Origin of the sequence: Streptomyces sp. NPDC060064 (genome assembly GCF_042736455.1) — a bacterium.
Taxonomy (GTDB): domain Bacteria; phylum Actinomycetota; class Actinomycetes; order Streptomycetales; family Streptomycetaceae; genus Streptomyces.
On record NZ_JBHWWF010000008.1, the window covers coordinates 78,922 to 91,636 of the forward strand.

11 protein-coding genes are annotated in these 12,715 nt (G+C 68.7%); all 11 read left to right on the forward strand.

The annotated features are described in order from the left end of the window. The first annotated feature begins 141 nt into the window (after positions 1-141). Positions 142-3,090 carry a M14 family zinc carboxypeptidase gene (locus ACFWDI_RS12525; RefSeq protein ID WP_385303392.1) on the forward strand — a complete coding sequence of 983 codons (2,949 nt, stop codon included), beginning with the start codon at positions 142-144 and terminating at the stop codon, positions 3,088-3,090. A 215-nt stretch (positions 3,091-3,305) separates the two neighbouring features. Next, positions 3,306-4,310 (forward strand): type I glyceraldehyde-3-phosphate dehydrogenase, encoded by a 1,005-nt coding sequence (gene gap / locus ACFWDI_RS12530; RefSeq protein ID WP_385303394.1) that lies wholly within the window; start codon positions 3,306-3,308, stop codon positions 4,308-4,310. Between the two features lie 99 nt (positions 4,311-4,409). Beyond that, on the forward strand, positions 4,410-5,621 hold the full coding sequence (locus ACFWDI_RS12535; protein ID WP_385303396.1) for a phosphoglycerate kinase: 1,212 nt from the start codon (positions 4,410-4,412) through the stop codon (positions 5,619-5,621). Between the two features lie 7 nt (positions 5,622-5,628). Continuing rightward, on the forward strand, positions 5,629-6,417 hold the full coding sequence (tpiA, locus tag ACFWDI_RS12540; protein WP_327322868.1) for a triose-phosphate isomerase: 789 nt from the start codon (positions 5,629-5,631) through the stop codon (positions 6,415-6,417). Positions 6,418-6,524: 107 nt separating this feature from the next. Beyond that, a complete protein-coding gene (gene secG, locus ACFWDI_RS12545) occupies positions 6,525-6,761 on the forward strand; it encodes a preprotein translocase subunit SecG (protein WP_326649177.1) in 237 nt (78 codons plus the stop codon). 135 nt (positions 6,762-6,896) lie between these two features. Further along, positions 6,897-7,232, forward strand: a complete 336-nt coding sequence (locus ACFWDI_RS12550; RefSeq protein ID WP_078947476.1) for an RNA polymerase-binding protein RbpA — start codon at positions 6,897-6,899, stop codon at positions 7,230-7,232. Between the two features lie 103 nt (positions 7,233-7,335). Further along, positions 7,336-8,547 carry an MFS transporter gene (locus ACFWDI_RS12555; RefSeq protein ID WP_385303399.1) on the forward strand — a complete coding sequence of 404 codons (1,212 nt, stop codon included), beginning with the start codon at positions 7,336-7,338 and terminating at the stop codon, positions 8,545-8,547. A 51-nt stretch (positions 8,548-8,598) separates the two neighbouring features. Beyond that, on the forward strand, positions 8,599-10,248 hold the full coding sequence (gene pgi / locus ACFWDI_RS12560; RefSeq protein ID WP_385303401.1) for a glucose-6-phosphate isomerase: 1,650 nt from the start codon (positions 8,599-8,601) through the stop codon (positions 10,246-10,248). Positions 10,249-10,252: 4 nt separating this feature from the next. Continuing rightward, positions 10,253-10,753: a PH domain-containing protein gene (locus tag ACFWDI_RS12565; RefSeq protein ID WP_385303403.1), complete on the forward strand. Its 501-nt coding sequence runs from the start codon at positions 10,253-10,255 to the stop codon at positions 10,751-10,753. Beyond that, entirely contained in the window at positions 10,750-12,303 is a 1,554-nt protein-coding gene (locus ACFWDI_RS12570) for a PH domain-containing protein (RefSeq protein ID WP_385303404.1), read from the forward strand. The genes ACFWDI_RS12565 and ACFWDI_RS12570 overlap by 4 nt, the downstream gene beginning before the upstream one ends. Further along, positions 12,300-12,710, forward strand: coding sequence for a DUF3052 domain-containing protein (locus tag ACFWDI_RS12575; RefSeq protein ID WP_385303405.1), 411 nt, complete (start codon positions 12,300-12,302; stop codon positions 12,708-12,710). Before ACFWDI_RS12570 ends, ACFWDI_RS12575 begins: the two co-directional genes overlap by 4 nt. Positions 12,711-12,715 lie beyond the last annotated feature (5 nt).

Here is a 12,715-nt window from a genome sequence, read left to right on the forward strand (position 1 = left end):
ACAATTCACCGACTGCTGTCGGCGCCCTCGCGGCGCCGACAGCGTCGTTGTGTCCACCGGTAAGCACTCTTGACATGATCATGAGGTGACATGAGCCTGGCGTCTGGCCACTTTCGTGGCACACAACAGCAAGGGGGGCTAATGAGACGCAGAGCGAGATCGATCCTCGCAGCGGCTTCACTGCTCGCAGCCGGACTGGCGGCGGCACCGATCGCCCAAGCTCAACAGGGGAGCGAGGGCGGCGACGGACTCTCCGTATGGCACGCGAAAGTCGGCAAGGCACAGGTGCCGCTGATCCTCGCCGCAGGCACCGACGCTCATGAACTGACCGAGCAGGTGCCCGACAAAGGCACCGCCACCGTCGAACTGTTCCTCACCAAGAAGCAGGCCGGCGAACTGCGCGGGCAGGGCGTCGACATCACCGAGCACACGGTCTCGGCCAAGTCCGAGAAGCGCGTGGCGGCCGCGGGCGACGGCGTCTTCCGCCCGTACAGCGGCGACAACGGCCTGCAGCGCGAGATCCTCGCCACCGGACAGGCCAACCCGAACCTGACCAAGGTCGTCAGCATCGGCAAGACCCTCAAGGGCCAGGACATCCTCGCTCTCAAGATCAGCAAGGGTGCCAAGAAGTACAAGGACGGCTCCAAGCCCTCCACGCTGTACGCCTCCAATCAGCACGCCCGCGAGTGGATCACCCCCGAGATGACCCGGCGGCTGATGCACTACTACCTCGCCAACTACGGCAAGGACCCGCGGGTCACCAAGATCGTGGACTCCACCGAGCTGTGGTTCGTCATCTCCGCCAACCCCGATGGCTACGACTACACCTTCACCGGCGCCGACCAGCGCCAGTGGCGCAAGAATCTGCGCGACAACAACGGTGACGGCAAGATCGCCCCCGGTGACGGCGTGGACCTCAACCGCAACTTCGCCTACAAGTGGGGCTACGACAACGAGGGTTCGTCCCCCGACCCGGCCGACGAGACCTTCCGCGGCACCGGCCCTGCCTCCGAGCCCGAGACCAGGGCCCTCGACGCCTTCGAGAAGCGCATCGGTTTCGAGTACGGCATCAACTACCACTCCGCGGCCCAGCTGCTGCTGTACGGAGTCGGCTGGCAGGTCGCGACCCCGACGCCGGACGACGTCCTCTACAAGTCCCTCGCCGGTACGCCCGAGAAGTCCGCGGTTCCCGGCTACCGCCCACAGGTCTCCTCCGAGCTCTACACCACCAATGGCGAGGCCGACGGACACGCCGCCAACGTCAACGGGATGATGATGTACACCCCGGAGATGTCGACCTGCGGAACTGCCTCGCGCATCGACCCCAACGACCCCTGGAACGCGGCCGACTGCGCCTCGGTCTTCACCTTCCCGGACGACGAGAAGCTGATCCAGCAGGAGTTCGCCAAGAACATCCCGTTCGCGCTCTCCGTTGCCGAGACCGCCGCCCACGCCGACCAGCCGTCCTCCTCGCTGGGGCTGACGGCCGCGGACTTCACCCCTGACGCCTTCACCACCTCCTACGCGCGCGGCGGTGACCAGGAAGTGTCCGTCGTCGCCCGCAAGTCGGTACGCGACAAGGAGCTCAAGTACCGCGTCAACGGCGGCCGTACGCACGACCAGGCACTCAAGGCCTGGAAGGGCGGCGAGACCTACGGCGGCGACGACAACATCCGCTTCGACGAGTACCGCGCCAAGGTGCAGGACGGCGACGTCGGAGACAAGGTCGAGGTCTGGTTCACCGGCGAGACCAGGGCCGGAAAGCCGACCGCCAGCGAGCACTTCACGTACACGATCGCCGAACGGCCGCGCGGCGACACGCTGGTGCTCGCGGAAGAGGGCGGCGCCGTCGCGGCGCAGCACACCGCCGCATACACCAAGGCCCTCGCCGACAACGGCCACAAGGCTGCTGTCTGGGACGTCGCCACACAGGGCGTCCCGAACGCCCTCGGCGTACTCGGCAACTTCGAGACGGTCGTCTGGTACACCGGCGCCAACCAGCCCTCCGCGGCGACCACCCGGGCCGTACGGGACTTCCTCAATGAGGGCGGCAAGCTGATCAACGCCGGTGAGCAGGCCGGCGGCAATATCGACCTCGGCGGCGCCGACTCCAACGACTTCTCCCAGTACTACCTCGGCGCCTACAACCGGATCGGGCTCAAGTCCCCGCCGTCCTTCGCGGGCGCCGGGAAACTCGCGGGTGCGAAGGCCTCTCTCGCCGATGCGCCCGGCAACCCGCTCGACCTGGCCGGTGCGTACACCGTCACCTCGGACACCCTGAAGCCCGACCAGTTCCCGAAGTTCAGGAGCGCGCCCGCGGGTGACTTCCCAGGTATCCGCACCCCGTTCGAGCCGGCCGAAGGCTCCTGGTTCGCGGCGGCGAAGCACCAGGACAACGCGTACATGCGGCTGGCACGGACCGTGGACCTGTCCGGGACGGCGGCCGGCGCCAAGCCGAGCCTGCAGTTCCAGCTCAGCTACGACACCGAGCGCGGCTACGACAACGTCATCGTGGAGGCGCACACGGTCGGCCAGGACGACTGGACGACCCTGCCGGACGCCAACGGCGGCACCACCACCACGGTGCCCGTCCAGTGCGAGGAAGGCTTCTATGTGGCGGGCCACCCCTTCCTCGCCCGCTATCTGACCGTCGCCGACAGCGGCTGCACGGCGACCGGCACCAGCGGCGCCTGGAACCGCTTCACCGGCTCCTCCAACGGCTGGCAGCCGGTCTCCGTCGACCTCAGCGCCTACGCGGGCAAGCAGGTCGAGCTCTCCGTCTCCTATGTCTCGGACCCGGGCACCGGCGGAATCGGCGCCTTCGTCGACGACACCAGGCTCGTCGTCTCCGGGACCGCGCAGGGTCCCGAGGGCTTCGAGACCGCCCTCGGACCGTGGAACGTCCCCGGACCGCCGGCCGGCAGCCCCGGGAACGCGGGCGACTGGGCGCGTGCCCAGGCGCTCTTCCACACACAGGCGGCCGTCACCACCCGGGACACCGTGCTGCTGGGCTTCGGTCTGGAGCATGTGCCCGGCGCGGCCGACCGCAAGCAGGTCATCGGAAAGGCGCTGAGCGCCCTCCGGCGCTGACGCTGCGTAGCCGGGACCGGGTCGGCCACAACGCCCTGTCCCGGCGGAGGTCCGGCGGCTCTCACCCCTACTGGGGGGTAGGGTCCGCCGGGCCACGCACGGACCCTCTCGATGTCACTCCGGCGCCGCCAGGGGGGTAGGGTCGTAGGCGGTCGGGGACATCCCATACAGCTCGCCGGCGTCGAAAACCGGCGTACCAACGAGGAGATCGGTTCGTGACGATCCGCGTAGGCATCAACGGCTTTGGCCGCATCGGTCGTAACTACTTCCGCGCGCTGCTGGAGCAGGGTGCTGACATCGAGATCGTGGCTGTCAACGACCTTGGTGACACTGCGACCACCGCCCACCTGCTGAAGTACGACACCATCCTGGGCCGCCTCAAGGCCGACGTGTCGCACACCGAGAACACCATCACCGTCGACGGCCGCACCATCAAGGTGCTGTCCGAGCGCAACCCCGCCGACATTCCGTGGGGCGAGCTGGGCGTCGACATCGTGATCGAGTCCACCGGTATCTTCACGAAGAAGGCCGACGCCGCGAAGCACATCGCCGGCGGCGCCAAGAAGGTCCTCATCTCGGCTCCGGCCAAGGATGAGGACATCACCATCGTGATGGGCGTCAACCAGGACAAGTACGACGCGGCCAACCACCACATCATCTCCAACGCCTCCTGCACCACGAACTGTGTGGCGCCGATGGCCAAGGTTCTCCTCGAGAACTTCGGCATCGTCAAGGGCCTGATGACGACGGTCCACGCGTACACCAACGACCAGCGCATCCTGGACTTCCCGCACTCGGACCTGCGCCGCGCCCGCGCCGCCGCCGAGAACATCATCCCGACCACCACCGGTGCCGCCAAGGCCACCGCGCTGGTCATCCCGGAGCTGGCGGGCAAGCTCGACGGCATCGCGATGCGCGTCCCGGTCCCCACCGGCTCCGTGACCGACCTGGTCATCGAGCTCGAGCGTGAGGTCACCAAGGACGAGGTCAACACCGCGTTCCAGAAGGCCGCAGAGGGTGAGCTCAAGGGCATCCTGGACTACACCGAGGACGCGATCGTCTCCTCGGACATCGTCAACTGGCCGGCCTCCTGCACCTTCGACTCCTCCCTGACCATGGTCCAGGGCAAGAACGTCAAGGTCATCGGCTGGTACGACAACGAGTGGGGCTACTCCAACCGTCTGGTCGACCTCACGGTCTTCGTCGGCGGTCAGCTCTAATCAGTAACGAGAGCAGCAACATGTGAACGACAGGGCTCGGGCAGCGCAACGCAGCGCAGTCCGAGCCCTGTCGCACGTCCAGCCTGAGGAGCCCTATTCATGAAGACGATCGACGAACTTCTCGCCGACGGGGTCGCCGGCAAGCGGGTATTCGTCCGCGCCGACCTCAATGTGCCGCTCGACGGCACCACCATCACCGACGACGGCCGTATTCGAGCTGTTGTGCCGACGGTCGCCAAGCTCGCCGAGGCGGGCGCGCGCGTCGTTGTCGCCTCCCACCTGGGCCGCCCCAAGGGTGCTCCGGACCCGGCCTTCTCGCTCGCCCCGGCCGCGAAGCGCCTCGGTGAGCTGCTCGGCGCCGAGGTCGCGTTCGCGACCGACACCGTCGGCGCTTCGGCCAAGGCCGTCGTCGCGGGCCTCGCCGACGGCCAGGTCGCCGTTGTCGAGAACCTCCGCTTCAACGCCGGTGAGACGTCCAAGGACGACGCGGAGCGCGGCGCCTTCGCCGACCGGCTCGCCGAGCTCGCGGATGTGTACGTCGGCGACGGCTTCGGAGCCGTACACCGCAAGCACGCTTCGGTGTACGACCTGCCCGCCCGCCTGCCGCACGCCGCCGGCTACCTCATCGCCACCGAGGTCCGTGTCCTCAAGAAGCTCACCGAGGAGGTCGAGCGCCCCTATGTCGTGATCCTCGGCGGCGCCAAGGTCTCCGACAAGCTCGGTGTCATCGACTCGCTGCTCGGCAAGGCCGACCGCATCCTCATCGGCGGCGGCATGGCCTACACCTTCCTCAAGGCCAAGGGCTACGAGGTCGGCATCTCCCTCCTCCAGGAGGACCAGATCCCGACCGTCACCGAGTACATGGAGCGCGCCGAGAAGAACGGCGTCGAGCTGGTGCTTCCGGTCGACGTCCTGGCCTCGGGCGAGTTCCCCGATCTGAAGACCAAGGCCCCGGCCGACTTCATCACGGTCGACGCGGACAAGATCCCCGCCGACAAGGAGGGCCTGGACATCGGCCCGAAGTCGCGCGAGCTCTTCGCGTCGAAGATCTCCGACGCCGAGACCGTCTTCTGGAACGGTCCGGTCGGCGTCTTCGAGCACCCCGACTACGCCGAGGGCACCAAGGCCGTGGCTCAGGCGCTGCTCGACAGCAACGGCTTCACCGTCGTCGGCGGCGGCGACTCGGCCGCTGCCGTACGCACGCTGGGTTTCGACGAGAACGCATTCGGCCACATTTCCACCGGTGGTGGCGCCAGCCTCGAGTACCTCGAGGGCAAGACGCTCCCCGGCCTCGCCGCACTGGAGGACTGACCCCCTTATGACTGATATTGCTCAGGGCCGTTTCCCGTTCATGGCGGGCAACTGGAAGATGAACCTCAACCACCTCGAGGCCATCGCGCACGTCCAGAAGCTCGCCTTTGCCCTGGCGGACAAGGACTACGACGCCGTCGAGGTCGCCGTCCTGCCGCCCTTCACCGACCTGCGGTCCGTACAGACCCTGATCGACGGCGACAAGCTCAAGATCAAGTACGGCGCCCAGGACCTCTCGGCGCACGACTCAGGTGCGTACACCGGTGAGATCTCGGGCTCGATGCTGTCCAAGCTGAAGTGCACCTACGTCGTCGTGGGCCACTCCGAGCGCCGCCAGTACCACGCCGAGACGGACGAGCTCTGCAACGCCAAGGTGAAGGCGGCCTACAAGCACGGCCTGACCCCGATCCTCTGCGTCGGCGAGGGCCTGGACATCCGCAAGGCGGGCAACCAGGTCCAGTACACGCTGGCGCAGCTCGACGGCGGGCTGAAGGACATCCCGGCCGAGCAGGCCGAGTCCATCGTGATCGCGTACGAGCCGGTGTGGGCCATCGGTACCGGCGAGGTCGCGACCCCCGAGGACGCGCAGGAGGTCTGCGGGGCGATCCGCGGGCGTCTTGCCGAGCTGTACTCCCAGGAGCTGGCCGACAAGGTCCGCATCCAGTACGGCGGCTCGGTGAAGTCCGGGAATGTCGCCGCGATCATGGCGCAGCCCGATGTGGACGGTGCTCTGGTGGGCGGTGCGTCGCTGGACGCCGAGGAGTTCGTCAAGATCGTCCGGTTCCGCGACCAGTAAGTATGCGGTAGCGCAGATCCGTCGTACCCTTGCGGGGGCCGAGCAGGCATCATGGAAATGCCACTCGGCCCCCGTCATCCATTCAGTCCGAGGAAGTTGGTCCAGCCGTGATTGTCGGGTTCTCGATTGCCCTGATCGTCTTCAGCCTGCTGATGATGCTGCTGGTGCTGATGCACAAGGGGAAGGGCGGCGGTCTCTCCGACATGTTCGGTGGCGGTATGCAGTCCTCGGTCGGTGGTTCCTCGGTCGCCGAGCGCAACCTCGACCGCATCACTGTGGTTATCGGTCTGCTGTGGTTTGCGTGCATTGTCGTACTTGGTCTGCTGATGAAGCTGGACAGCTGACCCACGCCTTCCGCGTCCCGGGGTCGGGTGTAACTCCAATCACTGGACGAGCGTTGGGCCTTACGTAGACTGGGGCACTCGCGGCGCAGCCGCTGTGAGACGCTGTGCAGCACCATCACGCAGGGAGTTACGACCGTGGCAAGTGGCAACGCGATCCGGGGAAGCCGGGTCGGAGCGGGGCCGATGGGCGAGGCTGAGCGAGGCGAGTCCGCGCCACGCCTCCGCATCTCCTTCTGGTGCTCCAACGGGCACGAGACGCAGCCGAGCTTCGCCAGTGACGCACAGGTCCCGGACAACTGGGACTGCCCGCGCTGCGGGTTCCCGGCCGGCCAGGACCGGGACAACCCGCCGGACCCGCCGCGCACCGAGCCGTACAAGACGCACCTCGCGTACGTACGCGAGCGGCGCAGCGACGCGGACGGCGAGGCGATCCTCGCCGAGGCGCTCGCCAAACTGCGGGGCGAGATCTAGAAGTTGCGGTCCGGCCGGACACCCAAGGTGCCCGGCCGGATTTTTTGCTTCGGTGTCAGTGGCACCCCTTACGGTTCTGAATCACGGACCGGAAGGGGATGTTGTGACGGCGACCGAAGCGGCACAGGCGCGAACACCCGCATGGCGCGGGGGGTTCGGACGGCTGTGGACGGCCGCCGTCGTCTCGAAGTTCGGCGACTCGCTCCAGATCGCCGCGATGCCGCTGCTCGCCGCCTCACTGACCGACGACCCGCTGCTGATCGCCTCGGTGACGGCGTGCGGCTATCTGCCCTGGCTGCTGTTCGGACTCCTGGGCGGCGCGGTCGCCGACCGGGTTGACCAGCAGCGGGCGATGTGGGCCGTCGATCTGCTGCGGGGCGCGCTGATGGCCGCCTTCGCCGTCGCGGTGTGGCTGGATCTGGGCTCGATGGCCCTGCTGTTCGGACTCGCCTTCGCGCTCACCACGCTCCAGACGCTCTTCGACAACGCAGCCACCGCCCTGCTGCCCTCGCTGGTACCGGCCGAGGCGCTGGGCAGTGCCAACGCCAGGCTGATGACCGCACAGCAGATCGTCGGCGGCTTCCTGGCCGCGCCGGTGGTACCGGTGCTGCTCGTCGTGGGCGCCGCCGTGCCGTACGCGGCGGATGCGGCGACGTATGTCGTGGCGGCGGCCCTCGTCGCCTCGCTGCGGGTCACTGCGCCATCGAGGGCTACCGGAGCGACGGGCAGCACCCTGCGCGGCGAGATCGGGGAAGGGCTGCGGACCCTGTGGCGGGACCGCGCGCAACGCGGACTCTGTATCGCCACCACCCTCTGCAACATCGGCATGGGCGCTCTCATCGCCACCCTCGTCGTCCATGTCACCGGCTGGCTGGACGCCGGGAACGGCGGGTATGCGGCGGTGATCACGGCCGTCGGGGCGGGCAGCGCGGTCGGCGGTCTGCTGGCCCGCAGGCTCTCCGAGCGCCTCGGCCGAATACGGAGCGTGTTCGCCGCCGGGATCGTGCAGACCGGATGCCTGGTCGCGATGGGATCGGTGCGCGAGCTGTGGGTGACGATCACCGCGATGGCGGTCTTCGGGGTCATGGGCATGGTGTGGAACGTCAATCGGACGACGCTGATGCAGGAGCGCAGTCCGGCGGCGATGCTGGGCCGGATCAGCTCCGCCTTCCGTACGCTCGCGGTCGCCGGAGCCCCGCTCGGCGCACTGCTGGGCGGTGCGGCGGCCGCCGCCTGGGGACCGAACACACCCGCTCTGCTGGCGGCCGGCCTCTTCGTGTCGGCTGTCGCGTCGCTGACCCCGCTGATCAATTAGGTTGGAGACGCAGTGGGGCATGCAGGCAGGTACGAGAAGAAGTGGGCTGAGATGAACGCAGAAGGCCGTACCAGGCTCAACCGGACGCCCGAATGGGCTGCTCTCGGCAAGCACCGCGAGCAGCTGGGGGAGACGCATCTGCGGGAGCTGTTCGCGGCCGATACGGCGCGCGGCACCGGGTACACCCTCCAGGTCGGCGATCTGTACCTCGACTACTCCAAGCATCTGGTGACCGACGAGACGCTGGCCTTGCTGCGCGAGCTGGCCGTGGCCACCGACGTATCCGGGCTGCGGGACGCGATGTTCCGCGGCGAGAAGATCAACACCACCGAGGACCGCGCCGTTCTGCACACGGCGCTGCGCGCCCCGCGTGACGCCGTGATCGAGGTGGACGGCGAGAACGTGGTGCCCGCGGTGCACGCGGTGCTCGACAAGATGAGCGCCTTCTCCGACCGGATCAGGTCGGGCGAGTGGACCGGGCACACCGGCAAGCGCATCAAGAACGTCGTCAACATCGGCATCGGCGGCTCCGATCTGGGCCCGGCGATGGCGTACGAGGTACTGCGCTCCTACACCGCACGCGAGCTGACGTTCCGTTTTGTGTCGAACGTCGACGGGGCCGATCTGCACGAGGCCGTAAGGGACTTGGACCCTGCCGAGACGCTCTTCATCATCGCCTCCAAGACCTTCACCACCATCGAGACCATCACCAACGCCACATCCGCCCGCGACTGGCTGCTCACCGGTCTCCAGGCCGGCCAGGAGGCCGTCGCCAAGCACTTCGTGGCGGTGTCGACGAACGCCGAGAAGGTCGCCGGCTTCGGCATCGACACGGCGAACATGTTCGGGTTCTGGGACTGGGTCGGCGGGCGGTACTCCTACGACTCCGCCGTCGGCCTCTCGCTGATGATCGCGATCGGCCCGGACCGCTTCCGGGAGATGCTCGCCGGCTTCCACCTGGTCGACGAGCACTTCCGTACGGCCCCGGCGGAGGCCAATGCGCCGCTGCTGCTGGGCCTGTTGGGGGTCTGGTACGGCGAGTTCTTCGACGCGCAGACGCATGCTGTGCTGCCGTACTCCCACTATCTGAGCAAGTTCACCGCCTACCTCCAGCAGCTCGACATGGAGTCCAACGGCAAGTCCGTGGACCGCGAGGGCAATCCGGTGGACTGGCAGACCGGTCCGGTGGTCTGGGGCACGCCCGGCACCAACGGCCAGCACGCGTACTACCAGCTCATCCACCAGGGCACGAAGATGATCCCGGCGGACTTCATCGGCTTCGCCAATCCGGTCGCGGACCTGGCGCCGGGTCTGGTCGCCCAGCACGATCTGCTGATGGCCAACTTCTTCGCGCAGACGCAGGCGCTCGCCTTCGGCAAGACCCCGCAGGAGGTACGGGCGGAGGGCGTGCCCGAGGAGCTGGTGCCGCACAAGACGTTCCGGGGCAACCACCCGACGACGACGATCCTCGCCGAGGAGCTGACGCCGTCCGTGCTGGGGCAGTTGATCGCCCTGTACGAGCACAAGGTGTTCGTCCAGGGCGCGATCTGGAACATCGACTCCTTCGACCAGTGGGGTGTCGAGCTCGGCAAGGTTCTCGCGAAGAAGATCGAGCCGGTGCTGACCGAAGGAAGGGGCGAGCAGCTGGACAGCTCGACCTCGACGCTCGTCGCCAAGTACCGCACGCTACGCGGTCGTTGAGCAGATGACGGGGGAGGGTGCGGTGCGGCTGAGGCCGCCGGACAACACGCTCAATGAGCGGGTCGTCGGCTGGTGGCGGGTGCAGTGGCTGCTGACGACCGCCGTACCGGTGGCGGTCCTGGCCGTGCTGGGCGCACTGATCGCGCCCGCACGGCCATGGCTGCTGACGGTCGCCTGGGTGCTGGGGGTGCTGGGCCTCGCCTGCACCGCCTTCTTCCCCGCGTGGTGGTTCCGGGTGCACCGCTGGGAGGTCACGGACGAAGCGGTCTATGTCCGTACGGGCGCGTTCTGGCAGGAATGGCGGATCGCACCCATGTCCCGGATCCAGACCGTGGACACGCTGCGCGGGCCGCTGGAACAGGCTTTCAGGCTCGCCACGGTCATCGTCACCACCGCCTCCTCCAAAGGTGCGATCAAGATCGAGGGGCTCGACCATGAGCTCGCAGCGGAGCTCGCCGAACAGCTGACCCGGATCACCCAGGCCACGCCCGGGGACGCGACATGAGTTCCCCGCAGGACGGCTGGCGGCGACTCGACCGGCGTACGGTCCTGGTCACCGCGCTCGTCATGGCGGGCGTGGCCGCGGGTGCCGGGCTGCCCATCGCCCTCGGCCTCGCGGGCGCCATGCCGCTGTGGCAGGCGTTCGGCCGGGTGCTGGCCGGGGCGCTTCTGCTCATCGCCGCGGGCACGGGCGCGGACTACGTACGGTGGCGCCGGACCCGCTACCGCATCGGCCCTGAGCGCGCCGAACTCCACACGGGACTGCTGCTGGTCCAACGCCGTTCGCTGGCCCGTGAGCGCATCCGCAGCGTCGATCTGACCGCCAACCCGCTGCTGCGTGTCCTCGGCCTGGTCAAGGTGCGTATCGGCACCGGCGAGCACACTGCGGGCGGCGAGTCCACGGTGGAGCTGGACCCGGTCAGCAGGGCGGAGGGCGAGCGCCTGCGCAGGGAGCTGCTGGCGCGGGCCGCCGACCCGTCCGGCACCCACCGCGAGGGCACGCTCGCCGCACTCGACCCGTCCTGGATCCGGTATGCGCCGGTCTCCTTCGTCGCCCCGCTGCTGGGCGGCGCGGCGGTCGGCGGTGTGATGCAGGTCAGCGAGTGGTTCGGGGCGCAGGGCAAGGTCATCGACTGGGTCGGGGACCGTTTCCGGGACACCCCGGTCGTCTGGATGCTCGTGGTGCTCGTCGTCGCGGCCGGGGTCGCGGGCGTCGTCGGCGCGCTCGGCCTCTGGATCGAGATGTGGTGGAACTACCGCCTGGAGCGTGAGCCCGGCGGCACGCTGCGGGTGCGGCGTGGTCTGTTCACCGCCCGCTCGATCTCCATGGAGGAGAGGCGGCTGCGCGGCGTCGAACTCGTCGAGCCGCTGGGCGTGCGGATGTTCGGCGCCGCCCGGGTGGACGCCGTCGCCACCGGGCTCGTCAAGGACGACGATGACAAACACGCGGACCTCACGGTGCTGCTGCCGGCCGCGCCGCGTGCGATGGCCGACGAGGTGTCCGCGCAGGTGCTGCGCGAGACCGTGACCCCGACGAGCGCGGCCCGGCTGACCGGCCACCCACGGGCGGCGCGCACCCGCCGGCTGCGATGGGCGCTGGCGGCGTCGCTGCCGCCGGTGCTGGTGCTCGCTGTCCTGGGCGCCCGCGTCACTTCCGTCCTGCTGTATCTCGCGGCCGCCTGCGCGGCGGTGGCGGTGCCGATCGCGGTGATCCTCGCGCTGGACGCGTACCGCAACCTCGGCCACGGCATCAGCGGCGCCTATCTGGTCGCCCGCTCCGGCACGGTCCGTCGCGCGACGGTCGCGCTGCAGCGGAGCGGGGTCATCGGCTGGACGCTGAAGCAGTCGGTCTTCCAGCGTCGGGCCGGAGTGCTGACACTGACGGCGACGACGGCCGCGGGAGCCGGGGCCTATTCGGTGTACGACGCGGCGGAGGGCGAGGGCCTGGCCTTCGCCTCGGAAGCGGTACCGGGGCTGCTGGAGCCGTTCCTGATACGGGAGGAGCGGACGACGGGCTGCGGTGCGGCCGATGACGGCGCGACAATCCCCGTATGACCACATCCGGCTACTCGGGCACTCCGCCGGCCAAGAAGCTCGGCATCAAGCCGGGCCGGCGCGTCGCGCTCAGACACCGGCCCCGGGACTGGACGATTCCCGAGCTGCCCGAAGGTGTCAGGGTCGGCGAGCGCGGTTCACGGGACGCCGATGTGACGCTGGCCTTCTACCGTACGCACGGCGATCTGGCAGCCGATGCGACGACGCTCGTCGAGCACCTGGCGGACCCGGCAATGCTCTGGATCGCATGGCCGCGCAAGGCCGCCGGCCATGCGAGCGACATCACCGAGAACGCGCTGCGGGACCTGTTCCTCCCGCTCGGCATCGTCGATGTGAAGGTCGCCGCGCTGGGGGAGGACTGGTCCGGGCTGAAGTTCGTGCGGCGCGTGGAGAACCGGGCGGGGTGAGCGCC